Below are 18,113 nucleotides of genomic sequence, written 5' to 3'. Positions count from 1 at the left end.
CGAGCCCGCAAAATAATCTTGTGAAATATAGGGTTATGACTATTCGTGTAAAGAAATGCCAAAAGGCCGCGGGGATCGCTCCCCGCGGCGTTGTTTTACGCAATTAACAGCTGATGGTTCGCCAGCAGCGTCGCCAGATCCGTCTGCACGCCGTTCAGGGTCACCAGAGTGGTCGGCGAGAACTGGCCGCCCGTACCGTCCAGGTCAACCTGGATCTCGGTATTGCTGCCGTTCTGCACCACGCGGATGTAATCGCTGATATTACCCGCGCTGCTGTCCAGCGTGGCCACGCCGTTCACATAGCTCGCCGAGCCCGTGCCGGTATAGCCGCTGCCGGAGAGCAGATCGCGCAGGTCAATACGATCCGTGTCCGCTGTCCCTTCCCAGGTCCCGACCGTAAAGCCGTTCACCACGTCGTGACCGTTACCGCCCGTCGCATCCGACGCGTTGATCAGCTTGTAGAGCAACGTATCGTGACCGCCGCTGCCGATGTTGAAGGTGTCATTTCCGCCGCGGCCTTCGAACTGGTTATCACCGCTGTTGCCGGTGATGACGTCGTCGAAATCCGAACCGTTAATCCCTTCAATGTTCAGCAGACGCGTGGTGCCGAACCCGGTGTCCTGCGCGGTTGAGAGGCGCAGGTCAACGGTTACGCCAGACGTCGCATTGCGGTAATCCACCACGTCCATCCCACCGGTGTTGCTCCAGGTGTCATAGTCGGAATGGGTATTCCATCCGCCGGAACCGTTGTAGGTATAGGTGCCGTTTTCCGCGATAAAGGTGTCGTTATACCCGGTCCCGGTGATAGTCCCGCTGTGGCCACCGGTGGCGGCTTCGGCCGTCAGAACGTAGCCCTCTTTGCCGTTGCCCGCTTCCAGACCGCTCCAGGTGACGTTATCCGACACGCCGTTGGTGATCTTCAGGATCTCAGCCGAATAGGTTTCATTCGGATCAAGCCCGTAGAAGCTCACCAGCGCAGAGGTATCGTTCGAACCGATACCGGACTGGGCGTTGATGATCTGCGAGGCCACCAGCACGCCCGCGGCGTTGTACAGATTGACCGTGTTGCCGTAGTAGGCGTTGATGCCCTCGCTGTCGACAATGTGCAGATGCATCGCGGTGCCGTCAGCAATGGTTTTGCTGTTTTGCACCAGCACCACCTTGCCGTTCTGCTGAGAAACCAGCAGGTCCTGCGCGCCGTCCCAGTTGTAGTCCACAGCCGCCACGCCGGTGACGTTCGCCAGGCCTGAAGCCAGCTGGCTTGAGGTCCAGGTAGAGCCGTAACCGTTGTTGGTGAACAGGGTCGCCGTCTGCGAGCCGCCGTAGGTGCTGAGCTTGACGATGTCCATCTGTCCGTCGCCGTTCCAGTCCACCGCCACAGACAAATAGCCCGCCGCTGCGTTAGAGGCTTCTACCGCGCTCTTGGTGGCCGAGAGCTTCCCGGTACCGTCGTTGTAGTAGATCACCCCGCCGTTGTTGTTGTAGCTGCTGCCCAGGTACAGATCCATGTAGCCATCGCCGTTGAAGTCCGCCCACGTCATGGATGCCGCCGTGGTGGTATTTGAAGCGTTTGCCACAAACACGTTCGTCAGGTTCTGACCGATGGAGAGCGTGCCGTTACCGTTGTTGTTGATCACGGTTAACGAGTACGCGCCGCTGCGGTTAGTGTGCTGGACAATATCTACCGTGCCGTCGTTGTTCAGATCGACGCCGGAGATTTCACGCATGGTGGTGAATTGCCCCCAGAAACCTGCTCCGCCATTGGTCCCATCCGGCGACAGTACGCCGTTCTTGTTGATCAGGTACGTAATGGAGTCCGCGCCGGAGTCACCGTAGGCCAGATCCAGATAGCCATCGCCGGTTTTATCGTACGCAATTACGCCGCCGTACCAGATGGTAGTGCCCATTGCCAGCTGGCTGGCGTTATAGGTGCTGCCATCGTAGGTCCACATCACCTGCGTTGACCCGGCGTAGGTATTTTCCGTCGCGAAAATGTCCTGCGTGCCGTTACGGTCAAAGTCGGCGGCGGTCTGGCTCACCACGTAGTAGTTACGGGTGTTGGTCAGCGTATTCCCGGCATAGGTCGAGCTATCGCTGCTGGAGTAAGACTGGCCGTTAGCGATGATATTCCACAGACCGCTGCTGTTCATGCCGAGGGTCATGGTGGAGTTGTTGCTGTTCCCCGCCGTGGTTGCCCAGTCGGTATTCACCGAGGTGGTATCAATCACCAGGCTGCCGGTCGCCGTACCCGTGGTATTGCCGTTACCCGCGCTGCTCTTCACCTGCGCGGTCACGCTGTAGCTCGCCACGCTCAGCGCATCGCCGTCCGGGATCTGCAGATACCAGGTGTTGTGATCCGGGTCGACCACCACCGCACCGCCCGTCTGGGAGGTGTAGGTTTTGCCGTTCACCGTCACCACCAGATATTCACCGTTCACCAGGTCAGCGGAGACGGTACCGCTGACGATCGGCGTAGTGTCCGACGTGGTCTGCGCGGTAATCGCCGCCGTGGTGGTCGGAATGCTGGTATCGACGTTCAGCACAAAGCCGTCGGATTCCGTGTAGTTTCCGGCCCTGTCGGTGACGCGCACGATGTAGGTATGATTCCCGTCGCTCAGGCCGTTGTCCTGGAAGGACCAGCTCGCGCTGCCGTTCATGGTCACCTGGCCGAGCAGAACCCCGTCACGGTAGAGCTGCACGATCTCGCCGTCATCCGGGGCACGGTTCAGTGTCCCGTTGATCAGCGGCGAGTTATCGTCCGTTGCCACCGCGCTACCAAAGGTGCCCTGACGCTCGCCTTCGCCGTCGGTGTAGCTCACGACCGTGCCAACCGTGGTCGGCGGCGTGGTGTCTACCGTGACGATCTGAGACGCGGTGGAACCCACATTGCCCGCCTGGTCGATAATCCGCACCTGGTAGGTGTAGTCGCCGTCAGGCAGATCGCGGGTATCGGTGTAGCTCCAGCGCTGGTTGGTGACCGTGGTATCGAGCCACGTATTCCCGCCGTCCAGGCTGATCTGGACGCGCTCGTCGCTTGCCAGCGCGCTGCCCAGCGAACCGTTAATGGTCAGCGTGGTGTCCATGGTGATGAAATCACTGCCGGACTGGCCGGTATCTTCGCTGATGCTGTCGATGGTGACGCCGTACTGCGGCGCCTGGGTATCCACCGTCACCGCCTGCGAGGTGGTTGCCCCCACGTTCCCCGCCAGATCGACGACCCGTACCTGATAGTTGTGGCTGCCGTCGGTCAGGGTACGCGTGTCGCTGTAGCTCCACGACGTACCGCTCACGGTGGCGTATACCCAGGTGCTGCCGCCGTCCATGCTCACCTGCACGAATTCACCCGCGCCGAGTTCTGCGCCGAGCGTTCCGTGCAGCGTGTACGAGGTCGAACTGGTCAGGAAGTCGTTATTGTCGAAGCCGGTATCCACGGTGATGTTATCCACGGTCACCGTAATCGCCGCATCCGGGGCGACCGTATCGACGGTCACCTGCTGATGGGCGCTGGCGCCCACGTTACCGGCCGCATCCACCACGCGAACGTAGTAGTCATAGGTCTGGTTACCCAGCGTGCGGCCGTCCACGTAGTACCAGCTGTTGCCGGTGACAATCACGTTCTGCCAGGTGACGCCGCCGTCGATGCTGATCTGGGCGTATTCGCCGTCGGCAAGCGTCGCGCCGAGCGAGCCGTGCAGCGTCAGGGACGTGTCGCGAGTGATAAAGTCGCTGCTGCTCAGGCCGGTATCGTCGCTGATGCTGTCGATGGCGATCGTTTTGCTGGCGTCCGGCGCAACGGTATCAATGGTCACCACCTGAGAGGCGGTGGCGCTGATGTTGCCCGCATCGTCAATCACGCGCAGCTGGTAGTTGTAATCTCCGTCGGCCAGCGTGCGGCCATCGACGTACGTCCAGCTCAGGCCGCTGACGCTGACGTCGGTCCAGGTGACGCCGCCGTCAAGGCTGATCTGCGCGTGGTCGCCGCTGCCCAGCGCCGCGCCCAGCGTGCCTTTAAGGCTGATCTGGTTGTCGCTGGTGATGAAGTCGCTGCCGGACAGGCCGGTATCCTGCGTAATGGAATCCACGGTAATGGTGGTTGCCGCAGGCTTCGTCAGATCAATCACCACGTCCTGGCTGTCCGTTGCCCCCACGTTGCCCGCGTTATCAATCACGCGGACCTGGTACTGATACGTACCGTCCGTCAGGGTGCGGCCATCGGCGTAGCGCCAGGTGGTGCCGGTCACGGTCAGGTCAACCCAGGTGACGCCGCCGTCGAGGCTGATCTGCGCCTTCTCGTTATTGCCGAGCTGCGCGGTCAGCGAGCCGTTGACGACGACCTGGCTGTCGTTGGTGATGAAATCCGTTGCGCTCAGGCCGGTATCGTTTTGCAGCGAATCAATACTTATCCCCATCGACGGCGCGGTGAGATCCACCGTGACGGTATGGTTATCGCTGGCGCTGTTGCCGATGGTGTTGCTCACCAGGGCGTTAATCACGTACGAGCCGCCGTCTGCCAGCGCGGTCACGTCAGCGCTGCCCACCGTGTAGCTCCAGGTGCCGTCATTCTGGACGGTAGCCGCATAGGTTTTACCGTTCAGCGTGATGGTTACCGTCTGGCCTGCAGGCGCGTCGGTGGTACCGCTGATGACCAGCGGCGTGCCGTGCTCGGCGGCGTTGACGATGTCGTCCTGCGCAAAGGTGTTGATGGTGATGGTTGGGACATCGCCGTTCAGCGTCACGTCGTGCGTTGCGCTGCCCGGGTTGCCCGCCTTGTCGCTTACCGAAGCGGTGATGGTGTACTCCCCGTCGCTCAGGCCGAGGAAATCACGGCCCGGCACGAAGACCGACCACGATCCGTCCGCCCCGACGGTCGCCTGATAGCTGTGCCCGTTGAAGGAGACGGTCACCGTCTGGCCCTGTTCCGCCGTGGTCGTACCACGGATCGTCTGGCCCGCCAGCTGCTCCGCGCTGTTGACGATATCGTCATCGGCCACGGTGCTGATGGTCACGGTTGGCGCAACGGTGTCTACCGTTAAGGTGTGCGTGGTCTGGCCGTTGTTACCGGCTTTGTCGTTGACCGAGGCGGTCACCGTCAGCGCGCCCTGGCTAAGGGCAGCCAGATCGGCTGCCGGCACGTCGAGCGTCCAGGTGCCATCGCTGCCGACAAGCGCAGTATAGGTTTTGCTGCCCAGCGTCACGGTAACGGTCTGACCCGCCTCCGCGCTGGAAGAACCGTGCACGGTCAGCGGCTGCTGCGCTTCCGCGGCGTTCAGCATGTCGTCAACCGACAGCGTCCCAATGCTCACCACCGGCGCAGTGGTATCCACGCTGATAGTATGCGTTGCGGAGGCGCTGTTGCCCGCGCTGTCCTGTGCCGATACGGACACCTGATAGCTGGCGCCATCGGCCAGGGCGCTGACGTCTGCAACCGGTACGGTAGTCGTCCAGGTGCCGTCGCTCTGAATGGTGGCCGTATAGCTCTTGCCGTTCAGGGTCACGGTGACCTGGGTCCCGCTGGCGAACTGCGCGCTGGAGCCGTTAATCACCAGTGACGAACCGGCTTCAGCCGCGTTGATGACGTCGTCACCGCTAACGGTGTTCACCGTCAGCGCCACGGAGGCGGTGTTGACCACCACGTCATGGGTCTGGGTGCTGCTGTTACCCGCGCTGTCGGTAATGGTCGCGCTGAGGGTCACGGTGCCGTCGGTCAGGGCGGAAATCACGCTGGCCGGAACGCCCACGCTCCAGTTGCCGCTGGCGTCAACGGTGGTGGTGTACTGGTGCGAACCGAGGGTGATAACCACTTTATCCCCAACGTTCGCGCCGGTTGCCGACCCGCTGACGATCTGCGCCTGGCCGTGCTCCACGCTGTTAATGACATCATCGCCCGCGACAACGTTAAAGCTGACGGTCGGCGGCGTGGTATCAAGCGTAATTGTCTTGCCCGCGCTGCCCGGGTTACCCGCGGCGTCGCTCACGCTAACCTGCACGGTGTAGCCGTTATCCGCCAGCGTGGAGAGATCGCTGCCCGGAACGTTAACGCTCCAGATGCCGCCCTGCTGCACCTGCGCGGTATAGCTCTTACCGCCCAGCGTCACGGTGACCGTCTGACCGACTTCCGCCGTAGTGGTGCCGGAGATGGCAACGCCCGCAGCCGCTTCGCTGCCGTTAATCACGTTATCGCCTGCAACCGTATCAATGGTCACGGTTGGCGCAGTCGCGTCCACGCTGTACTCACGCCCCGCCGAGGCGCTGTTGCCGTTGACGTTGGTGACGCTCACCTGCACGCTGGCATCGCCGTCCTTCAGGCCCGCGAGATCCGCAGACGGCACGGTGGCCGTCCAGTTACCGTCGGCGTCCACCTTCGCGGTGTACGTCTTGCCGCCAAAGGTAACAGTAACGGTCTGGTTTTCCTCCACGTTCGAGGTGCTGCCGGAGAGCACCAGATCCGCGCCTTTTTCCGCCGCGTTAATCACGTCGTCGGTGGCAATCGCATCGATGCTGATAGCCACCGACGCCAGGTCGACGGTCACGTCATGGCTGATGGTCACCGGGTTGCCCGCCGCGCTCTGGCCTGCAACGGTCACGGTGACCGTACCTGCTGCGAAGGCCGCGACGTCTGCCGCCGGGATCGCCGCGCTCCAGGAGCCGTCTGCCAGCACGGAGGCCGCATAGGTTTTGCCATTGACGGTCACGGTGAGCGTTGTGCCTGCCGCCAGCCCGTCGCTGGTGCCAGAGACGATCAGGTTTTGAGTATGTTCGATGCTATTGATCACATCGTCGCCCGCCACGGTATCAACGCGCAGGCCCGGCAGGCTGGCGTCGATAACGATTTCGCGCTCGCCGGTCCCGGTGTTGCCATGGCCGTTGGTGACGGTGGCTGACACGGTCAGGTCACCGTTGCCCAGCGCCGTAAGGACGGACTCCGGCACGTTCACGGACCAGGTCAGATCGCTCTGCACCGTCGCGGTGTAGGTGTTGCCACCAATGGTCACGGTGACGGTATTGCCCGCCTCCGCGTTCGTTACCTTGCCGCTGAGGGTCTGGCCCGCGGCCACTTCCGCCGCGTTGATGACGTTATCGCCCGCCACAGTGTTGATGGTGACGGTCGGCAGCGCGGTATCCACCAGCAGGTTCGCGGTGTTGCTCACGCTGTTGCCCACGCCGTTGGTGGCGCTCGCGCTCAGGGTGTAATTCGCTTCGCCCAGACCCGCCAGATCCGCTGCCGGAACGGTCAGGCTCCAGGTGCCGTCTGCCGCCGTCGTGGCCGCGTAGTTTTTGCCGTTCAGGGTCACGGTCACCACGGTGCCTTCCGCGAGGTTGGCGCTGGTGCCGCTGACGTTCAGATCCTGACCTTTCTCTACCGCGTTCAGCACGTTGTCGCCGCTGATGGCGTTGAACGCCACGGACGGCAGCCCGGTATCGACGGTCACGTTATGGCTGCCGCTACCGATGTTGCCCGCCGCGTCGGTAACCGACGCCGTGACGGTCACGGTGCCGTCGCTGAGGCCGGAAATCACGCTCGCCGGGACGCCCACGCTCCAGTTCCCCGCCGCGTCCAGCACGGTGGTGTACGTCTGGCCGCCGATGGTGACGGTGACCTTATCGCCCGCAGCCGCGCCGGTGGCGGTGCCGCTGATGATGTGCGCCTGGCTGTGTTCTGCGAGGTTAATGACATCGTCGCCCGCCACGGTATTGATGGTCACCGCAGGAACGGTGACGTCCACCGTCAGAGTGTGATCAACCGACGCCGGGTTGCCCGCCTTGTCGCTTACCGATGCGGTAACGGTCACGCTGCCGTCCGTCAGGGCCGCAACATCGGCCGCCGGGACGTTGAGCGTCCAGCTGCCGTCCGCGCTGACGGTTGTGGTGTAGTCTTTGCCGTTCAGCGACACGGTCACCGTCTGGCCAGCTTCTGCAGAGCTGGTACCGGACACGGTCAGATCGCTCTTCGCTTCGGCGGCATTCAGAATATCGTCCGTCGCCAGGGTATTAATCGTGACGGTCGGCGCGGTGGCATCCACGCTGTACTCACGTCCCGCCGAGGCGCTGTTGCCGTTGACGTTGGTGACGCTCACCTGCACGCTGGCATCGCCGTCCTTCAGGCCAGCCAGATCCGCAGACGGTACGGTCCAGGTCCAGCTGCCGCTGTCGTCCACCGTGGTGGTGTAGATTTTGCCGTTCAGGCTGATGGTCACGGTCTGCCCGGCTTCCACGTTGGTGGTCGCACCGGACAGCACCAGATCCGCGCCCTTCTCCGCCGCGTTAATCACGTCGTCGGTCGCAATCGCATTGATGCTGATGGCAACGGTCGCCAGATCTACCGTCACATCATGGCTGATGGTAATCGGGTTACCCGCTGAGCTGTCGCCGGTCACGCTGATTTTGACGGAGCCTTCCGGCCACGCGCTCACGTCGGTAGACGGAACAGCCGCACTCCAGGAGCCGTCCGCCAGCACCGTGGCCGCATAGTCTTTGCCGTTGATGGTGACGGTCAGCGCCGTGCCCGGTGCCAGCCCGTCGCTGGATCCGCTGACGATCAGGTTTTGAGTATGTTCGATGCTGTTGACCACGTTGTCGCCCGCCACGGTATCGACGCGCAGGCCCGGCAGGTTAGCGTCGATAGCGATTTCGCGCTCGCCGGTACCGGTGTTGCCGTGGCCGTTGGTGACGGTCGCCGTTACGCTCAGGCTGCCGTTACCCAGCGCGGTCAGCACGTCAGACGGCACGTTGACGGACCAGGTCAGATCGCTCTGCACCGTCGCGGTGTAGGTGTTGCCGCCAATGGTCACGGTGACGGTGTTGCCCGCTTCGGCATTCGCCACGGTGCCGCTCAGGGTCTGGCCTGCCGCCACTTCCGCCGCGTTAATGACGTTATCGCCCGCCACGGTGTTGATGGTGACGGTCGGCAGCGCGGTATCCACCAGCAGGTTCGCGGTGTTGCTCACGCTGTTGCCCACGCCGTTGGTAGCGCTCGCGTTCAGGGTGTAGTTGGCCTGACCCAGACCCGCCAGATCTGCCGCCGGAACCGTCAGGCTCCAGGTGCCGTCTGCCGCCGTCGTGGCCGTGTAGTTTTTGCCGTTCAGGGTCACGGTCACCACGGTGCCTTCCGCCAGGTTGGCGCTGGTGCCGCTGACGCTCAGGTCCTGACCTTTCTCCACCGCGTTCAGCACGTTATCGCCGCTGATGGCGTTGAAGCTGACCGAAGGCAGACCGGTATCGACGGTCACGCTATGCGTGCCGGTGCCGGTGTTGCCCGCCGCGTCGGTGACCGACGCGGTGACGGTCACGGTGCCGTCGCTGAGGCCGGAAATCACGTTCGCCGGGACGCCCACGCTCCAGTTCCCCGCCGCGTCCAGCACGGTGGTGTACGTCTGGCCGCCGATGGTGACGGTGACCTTATCGCCCGCTGCCGCGCCGGTGGCGGTGCCGCTGATGATTTGCGCCTGGCCGTGTTCTGCGATGTTAATCACGTCATCGCCCGCCACGGTATTGATGGTCACCGCCGGGACGGTGATATCTACCGCCAGGTTGTGATCCACGGACGCCGGGTTACCCGCCTTGTCGCTGACTGATGCGGTAACGGTGACGCTGCCGTCGGTTAATCCTGCCAGATCGGCCGCCGGAACGTTCAGCGTCCAGCTGCCGTCCGCGCTGACGGTTGTGGTGTAGTCTTTGCCGTTCAGCGATACGGTGACCGTCTGGCCCGCTTCGGCGGTGCTGGTGCCGGAAACCGTCAGATCGCTCTTCGCTTCGGTGGCATTGAGAATGTCGTCCGTCGCCAGGGTATTGATGGTCACGGACGGTGCGGTCGCATCCACGCTGTACTCGCGGCCCGCAGAGGCGCTGTTGCCGTTGACGTTGGTGACGCTCACCTGCACGCTGGCGTCGCCGTCTTTCAGACCCGCCAGATCGGCCGCTGGCACCGTGGTCGTCCACTTGCCGTCGGCGCCTACGGTCGCGGTGTAGCTCTTGCCGCCGAAGGTGATGGTGACGGTCTGATTTTCTTCGACGTTTGAGGTAGTGCCTGAGAACACCAGATCCGCGCCCTTCTCGGCCGCGTTAATCACGTCATCGGTGGCGATGGCGTCAATGCTGATGGCAACGCTCGCCAGATCCACCGTTACATCGTGGCTGATGGAAACCGGGTTACCGGCGCTGCTCTGGCCCGCAACGGTCACGGTAACCGTGCCAGCACTCAATGCGCCGACGTCCGCGGCCGGGATCGCCGCGCTCCAGGTGCCGTCCGCCAGCACGGTCGCCGGATAGGTTTTGCCGTTTACGGTCACGGTCAGCGCCGCGCCTGCCATCAGCCCGTCGCTGGAACCGGTGATAATCAGGTTCTGCCCGTGTTCGATGCTGTTGATCACGTTGTCACCCGCCACGGTATCCACGCGCAGGCCCGGCAGGTTAGCGTCGATCGTGATATCGCGCTCAGCGGATCCGCTGTTGCCGACGCCGTTGGTCACGCTGGCTGACACCGTCAAATCGCCGTTGCCCAGCGCCGTCAGAACAGATTCAGGCACATCGACGGACCAGGTGAGATCGCTCTGCACCGTTGCGGTGTAGATGTTACCGCCAATGGTCACGGTCACGGTGTTGCCCGCTTCGGCATTCACCACCTTACCGCTGATGGTCTGGCCGGCTGCAAGCTCAGCCGCGTTAATGACGTCGTCGCCCGCAATGGTGTTAACGATCACGCCCGGCAGAACGGACTCCACGTTCACGGTGTGCGACGCGCTGGTGCTGTTACCGACGCCGTCCGTCGCCGAGGCGGTGACGGTGTAAAGCGCCTCGCCCAGCTGACCGACTTCGCTCGCCGGAACGGTGGTGGTCCATTTTCCGTTATCGTCCACCTGCGCACTGTACGCTTTGCCGTTGAGCATCACGGTCACCACCGCGCCTGCCGCCAGGCCGGAAGCCGTACCGGAGAGGGTCAGATCCTGGGTTTTCTCAGTATTGTTGATTACATCGTCACCGGAAACGGTGTCAATGGTCAGCCCCGGCGCGGTCAGGTTCACCTCTACGCCGTGCGTGGCGCTGTTGCTGTTGCCGGCTTTATCGGTCAGCGCCGCGGTGATGGTGTAATCCCCGGCGGCCAGCGCGGTTACGTCCGCCGCAGGCACGCCAACGCTCCAGTTGCCGGAGGCGTCGAGAGTGGCGGTGTACGATTTGCCATTGAGGGTGACGGTGACCACATCGCCCGCCGCCGCGCCGGTCACGGAACCGGTGACAATCAGGGCCTGCGCATGCTCGGCGCTGTTGATCACGTCGTCGTCGGAAACGGTGTGAATGGTCAGCTGTGGAACGGTGGTATCAACCAGCACGTCGCGATCCGCGGAGGCCGGGTTGCCCGCTTTATCCGATACGGCGGCGCTGACGGTGTAGTTCCCGTCGGCAATCGCGCCCAGATCGGCGGACGGTACGGTCACGCTCCAGCTGCCGTTAGCCTCAACGGTGGTGGTGTAGTCCACGCCGTTCAGGGTCACGGTGACGGTCTGACCCGCTTCGGCGTTGGTGACGCCGTTAATCACCAGATCCTGCTGCGCTTCGGCCGCATTGATAATGTTATTGTCGCTGACGATCTCGATAGACACCGTCGGCGCGGTAGCGTCCACGCTGTACTCGCGGCCCGCGGACGCGCTGTTGCCGTTCACGTTGGTGACGCTCACCTGCACGCTGGCATCGCCGTCCTTCAGGCTGCCCAAATCGGCGGACGGCACGGTAGCCGTCCAGTTGCCGTCGGCATCGACCGTCGCGGTGTACGACTTGCCGCCGAAGGTGATGGTGACGGTCTGGTTTTCTTCCACGTTGGTGGTGGAGCCGGACAGCACCAGGTCCGCGCCTTTCTCCGCCGCGTTAATCACGTCGTCAGAGGCAATCGGGTCAATGCTGATGGCGACTGCCGCCAGATCCACCTTCACGTCATGGCTGATGGAAACCGGATTGCCCGCCGCGCTCTGGCCGTCCACGGTCACGGTGACCGTGCCCGCATTCAGCGCGCTGACGTCTGCCGCCGGAATGGCCGCCGTCCAGGTCCCGTCCGCCAGCACGGTTGCGGCGTAGGTTTTACCATTGACGGTCACCGTTAACGCCGCGCCCGCTGCCAGGCCTTCGCTGGAGCCGGTGATAATCAGGTTTTGAGCGTGCTCGATGCTGTTGATGACATCGTCGCCCGCCACGGTATCGACGCGCAGGCCCGGCAGGTTGGCGTCGATGCTGATGTCGCGCTCGCCGGTGCCGGTGTTGCCGTGGCCGTTGGTGACGCTGGCTGACACGGTCAGATCGCCGTTCCCGATGGCGGTTAAGACCGTGGACGGCACGTTGACCGACCAGCTCAGATCGTCCTGAACCGTCGCCGTATAAGTATTGCCACCGATGGTAACGGTGACAGTGTCACCGCTCGCCGCGCCGCTCACTTTCCCGCTCAGGGTCTGTCCGGCAGCCACTTCCGCCGCGTTAATAACGTCGTCCGTGGCGACCGGGTTGATGGTGACCTGCGGCAGCGCGCTGTCGACCAGCACGCTGTGACCGGTGCCCGCGCTGTTGCCCGCGGTGTCGGTTACGCTCGCCGTCACCACGTAGCTCGCTTCGCCCAGCGCGGAGACGTTTGCCGCCGGAACGGTCACGCTCCAGTTCCCGCTCGCGTCGGCGGTGGCCGTATAGCTGATGCCGTTCAGCGTCACCGTAATGGCGGTTCCTTCCGGCTGGTTGCTGGTGCCGGACACCTGCAGATCCTGGCCTTTCTCGGTCGCGTTGATCACGTCGTCAGCCGCCAGGGTATTGATGGCAATGACCGGCGCGGTCAGGGAGACGTCAAACTCGTGCGTCGCGGTGGTGCTGTTACCGGCTTTGTCGGTGAGGGTCGCAGAAATCGTCTGCTCACCGTTGACCAGCGCGCCCACGTCCGCCGCCGGAACGCCCACGCTCCAGTTGCCGGAAGTATCCAGCATGGCGGTGTAATCTTTACCATTCAGGGTCACGGTGATCGCGTCACCCGCCTGCGCGCCCGTCACCTTACCGGAGACGATCAGCGCCTGGCCGTGCTCGGCAATATTGATGATGTCATCGCCCGCAACGATGTTGAAGCTAATCTGCGGTACGGTGGTGTCCACCAGCACCGATGAGCCCGCGCTGGCCGGGTTACCTGCTTTATCGGACACGGATGCCGTGACCGCGGCACTGCCGTCGGTGATGCCCGCCAGATCCGCCGCAGGCACGTCCAGCGTCCAGCTGCCGTCCGCCTGCACCTGCGCGCTGTATTGATTGCCGTTGAAGGTCACGGTGACCGTCTGGCCCGCTTCGGCAGTAGAGGTCCCGCTCAGGGTCAGATCCTGCGCCGCCTCTACCGCATTCAGCATGTTATCGCCGCTGATGGTGTTGATTGTCACCGTCGGCGCGGTGGTGTCGACGCTGAACTCCTGCGCCGAAGACGCGGCGTTGCCGTTGACGTTGGTGACGCTAACCTGCACGCTGGCGTCGCCGTCTTTCAGGCCGCTCAGATCGGCAGCCGGAACGGTCCAGGTCCAGTCGCCGTTGCCATCCACCGTCGTGGTGTAGGTTTTCCCTGCGAAGGTGATGGTCACGGTCTGGCCCGCTTCAACACTGGAAGTGGTGCCGGACAGCACCAAATCCTGGCCTTTTTCCGCCGCGTTAAGCACGTTGTCGTCGGTCACGCTGTTGATGGTGATGGCGACCGGCGCGAGATCGACGTCCACGACGGTCCCGATGGTTACCGGGTTGCCAGAAGCATCCTGCGCGCTTGCCTTGATATCCAGCGAGCCATCCGCCCACTGGGACACGTCCGCTGCAGGTACCGCTGCCTGCCAGGTGCCGTCCGCCAGCACCGTTGCGGAATAGGCTTTGCCGTTGATGGTCACGGTCACGGCGCTGCCCGCCGCCAGATCGGTGCTGGTGCCGGACACAATCAGGTTCTGCGCGTGTTCAATCACGTTGATCACGTCGTCGCCTGCGACCGTATCAATACGCAGTCCCGGAAGCTGGGCGTCGATGGTGAAGTCGAGCGAAGAGGAACCGGTATTGCCGTGCGCGTTGGTGACGCTGGCCGATACGGTGAGATCCCCGTTGCCGAGCGCGGTGAACTGGCTCTCGCTTAACGGCAGGCTCCAGGTCAGATCGTCCTGCACGGTAGCCGTGTATGTCTGGCCGCCAAGGATAATCGTGACAGTGTCACCTGACGCCGCGTTCGTGACCTTACCGGTCAGGGTTTGCCCTGACGCCACTTCCGCCGCGTTAACGATATTGTCGCCCGCCAGCGTGTTAATCGTCACCACCGGCAGCGAGCTGTCTACCAGCACATCGTGTGAGGCTGAGGCGCTGTTGCCTACGCTATCGGTGACGTTCGCCGTCACGGTGTAATTCGCTTCGCCCAGCGCCAGCACGTTTGCCGCCGGTACGGTCACGCTCCAGTTGCCGCTGGCGTCAGCGGTGGCCGTGTACTGAATGCCGTTCAGGGTCACCGTAATAGTCGTGCCTTCCGGCTGGTTGCTGGTGCCGGAAATCTGCAGATCTTCGCCTTTCTCGGTCGCGTTAATCACGTCGTCCGCCGCCAGCGTGTTGATACCGATGACAGGCGTCACGGTATTCACCACCACATCCAGCGAACTGCTTCCGGTATTGCCGGATCTGTCGGTCACGGAGACGTCAACTGTCCAGGTGCCGTCAGCCAGCCCCTGCACGACGGACGCCGGCAGGCCAAGGCTCCAGTTGCCCGCCGCATCCACCACGGTGGTGTAATCGATGCTGTTAATGGTGATGGTCACCAGATCGCCCGCTGCCGCGCCGGTGACGGAGCCGCTCAGGACCTGCGCCTGTGAATGGGCGAGCTGGTTAACGGTGTTGGTGTCGGTGACAAAGCTGTTGATGGTCACCTGCGGCACGGTCGCGTCCACCAGCCCCACGCGGTCGGCGCTGCTGGTGTTGCCCGCCACGTCGCTCACGGTGGCCGTCACGGTAACGATGCCATCGTTGAGGGCACCGACATCAGCCGCTGGGACGCTCAGCTGCCAGGTACCGTCCGTCTGGACCGTAGTCTGATACGTTTTGCCGTTCAGCGTCACGGTAACCGTCTGGCCAGGTTCCGCACTGCTGCTACCGCTTAACAGTAAATCCTGCTGCGCTTCAGCCGCGTTGATGATGTTATCGGCGGTCAGGTTATCGAGCGTAATCGCCGGCGGCTGCGTATCCACCGTGACCACGCGCGACGCGTCGGCACTGTTGCCATTGACGTTAGTGACGCTGACGCTCACCTGCGCGCGCCCGTCAATCAGGGTTTCCATGGCGCTGGCGGGCACGGTCAGGCTCCAGGAGCCGTCCTGCTGCACCAGCGCGGTGAAGGTCTGGTCGGCGAATTTCACCACCACGGTCTGCCCCGCCTCCACGCCCTGCGTCTGGCCGGAAAGGGTTAAATCGGCGCCTTTTTCTGCCGCATTCAGCAGATCGTCGCCGGAGACGGTATCAATGGTGACCGCCACGGCGTTCAGATCCAGTTCAATCGGGTGTTCAGCCGCAACGGTGTTGCCCCAGGCATCTTCAGCGCTGACGCTTACCGTCACCTCTCCCTCCGTCCAGGCCTGCAGGTCCGCCGCCGGAACGCCAATCTGCCAGTGGCCGCTGGCATTCACCGCGGTAACGTACTCAACGTTGTTGATGGTGACGATAATCTGCGTGCCCGCTGCCAGATGGGTGCTGGAGCCGGTGACGCTCAGATCCTGCTGTTGCTCAATGGCGTTGATCACGTCATCGCCGGAAATGGTGTTTACGCGCAGGCCCGGCAGTTCAGCATTGATATTGATATCGCGCTCGCCGGTGCCGGTATTGCCGTGCCCGTTGGTCACCGACGCGGTAAAGGTTAAATCCCCGTCGCCGAAGGCCTGAAGATCCGCTGACGGAATTTTCACGCTCCAGGTCAGGTCGCTGCCAACCGTTGCGGTGTAGCTCTTGCCGCCCACGGTGACAGATACGGTGTCGCCCGCCGCTGCGCCGGTAACGCGACCGCTGAGGGTTTGATCGACGCCCGCTTCGGCGTTATTGACCAGGTTGTCGCCCGCAAAGGTGTTGATAATGACCTGCGGAAGTACGGTATCCACCAGCAGCGTCGCCCCGGCAGAGCCGCTGTTACCCACGCTGTCGGTACCGCTGACGCTGACGGTGTAAAGGGTGTTCGCCAGATTCAGCACGTCGGAAACCGGCACCTGGACCGCCCAGATACCGTTTTCAACTGTGGTCTGATAGCTGACGTTGTTCAGCGTCACGGTGATGGTGCTGCCGTCAGGCAGGTTGCTGATGCCTGTGAGGCTCAGCGGCTGCATTGCCTCCTGAGCATTCAGCACGTTGTCCTGGCTGATGGCGTCAATCGTAAATTCTGGCGGGTTTCCGCTCAGCGTAATATCGTGCGTGGCGCTGCCGGTGTTGCCTGCCGCGTCGGTCACGGAAACTGAAATCGTATGGTTACCTTCTCCCAACGCGCCCAGCACGGACGCCGGAACGCCTACGCTCCAGCTGCCGTCCGCCAGCACCACGCTGGTGAAAGACTGTCCGCCAACGGTCACGGTGACCACATCGCCTGCCGACACGCCGCTCGCCTGCCCGGAAATAATCTGCGCCTGCCCCTGCTCGCTGATATTGAGGGTATCGTCGCCCGCCACGGTATCGATAGTGACGACCGGCGCAGTGGTATCAACCGTGAAATCTCCCGTCACGGACGTACCGTTGCCCGCTTTGTCGCTAACGTTAACCGTCAGAGTGTGATTGCCCTCGTTGAGCGCCTGCACGTCGTTCGCTGCAAGCGTGACGGACCAGGTGCCGTCGCTACCCACCGTAGCGTTATAGTTTTTACCGTTCAGCGTGACCGTGACGATCTGACCGGCTTCCGCATTCGTTTTACCGGTCAGGGTCAGCGGCTGATTGTGCTCAGCCGCATTAATGATGTTGTCCTGCGCGAGGGTATCGACAGAGAGGGTTGGTGCGGTGGTATCCACGCCGATCGTCTGGCTGCCGCTCACGGTATTACCCGCCGCGTCTTTGCCGCTGACGTTAATCGTCCAGGTGCCGTCGCCCAGCGCCTGCGCGTCTGCTGCAGGCACGTTCACGCTCCACGCGCCGTCTGCCCCGACTTCAGCCGCGTAGGTTTTGCCGTTCAGCGTTACGGTAAGTAAGGTACCCTGCGCCAGGTTTTTGCTGGCTCCGGAAACCGTAAAGCCCGCGGATTGTTCGCTGGCGTTCAGCACGTTATCGCCCGCCGTGGTGGCAAGCGTAATGGCGGCATCGGCGGTTGAAACCGTCACGGTGATACTGCCCGCAGAGGTGGTTTTACTGCCGTCGATCTGCACGACCGACCAGGTGTGCTCCCCGTCCGTCTGGGTCGGTAACATTACCGTCCACGTGCCGTCTTTGCCGACCATCGTGCTCGCAATGGTGCTGCCGCTGCTGTCTTTGACCTGGATGGTCGCGCCCGGCTGACCGGTACCGCTAAAGGTTGGGTTGCTGTCGTCTGTGATCTCGTTTGCGCTCAGCACGCCCTGCTTGTCACCCGCTTTATCCGACAGCAGGAAGGTTGGCGTGGCGCTTTCCACCTCTTTCGTATTATCAATAACTTTTGTCTTAGTTTCGCCGTCGCCGCCGTTTGCCAGCAGCGCCCCGATGGCACCGCCACCTAATGCAGCTCCCGCAATCCAGCCCCACGGCGCGTCGCTTAAGACGCTTTCCTGTTCAAGGAAAGGTTGAATGCTGCTAATCGGTGTGGCCTGAGCGGTTAACTCGGTCACCGCAGCGCCTGACGCGTCCCCGGCATCGGCAAAAGAAATATGCGTCAGTTCCTGACGATCGTTGAATACCAGCTCTGACTGAGTATGCGTTTCAGGATCTTCAACAAAATAGTTATTGCAGCGAATAACGCTGCCATCTTTCATATAAATAAGGAGGTCTTTACCCTGGCGGACATAGCGCACCACATCCTGAGCAGAACCCTGGATTTCAATCACGCTCGGGGATGAAATAGAGACCGACAGATTTCCTTCGCCGGTTAATTTCGTTTTCTCCGCCGTTTTGCGAATGATGACATCAACAACTTTTATGTTACTCATATTCTTCTCCTT

General features: G+C 62.6%; 2 pseudogenes. Both read right to left on the bottom strand.

Features of this window, described 5'->3' with window-relative positions:
* Positions 1-95: 95 nt before the first annotated feature.
* A pseudogene (locus LRM19_RS21190) lies at positions 96-1,694 on the bottom strand (FG-GAP-like repeat-containing protein); the annotation flags it as partial.
* 314 nt (positions 1,695-2,008) lie between these two features.
* Positions 2,009-18,101 (bottom strand): annotated as a pseudogene (locus tag LRM19_RS06310) (Ig-like domain-containing protein); the annotation flags it as partial.
* Positions 18,102-18,113: the final 12 nt, after the last annotated feature.

Source organism: Enterobacter sp. PI-10 (assembly GCF_027947695.1).
GTDB classification, from domain to species: Bacteria; Pseudomonadota; Gammaproteobacteria; order Enterobacterales; family Enterobacteriaceae; genus Enterobacter; species Enterobacter vonholyi.
Note: the sequence above shows the minus strand (reverse complement) of the source record. Positions and strands in the feature narration are given on the sequence as shown.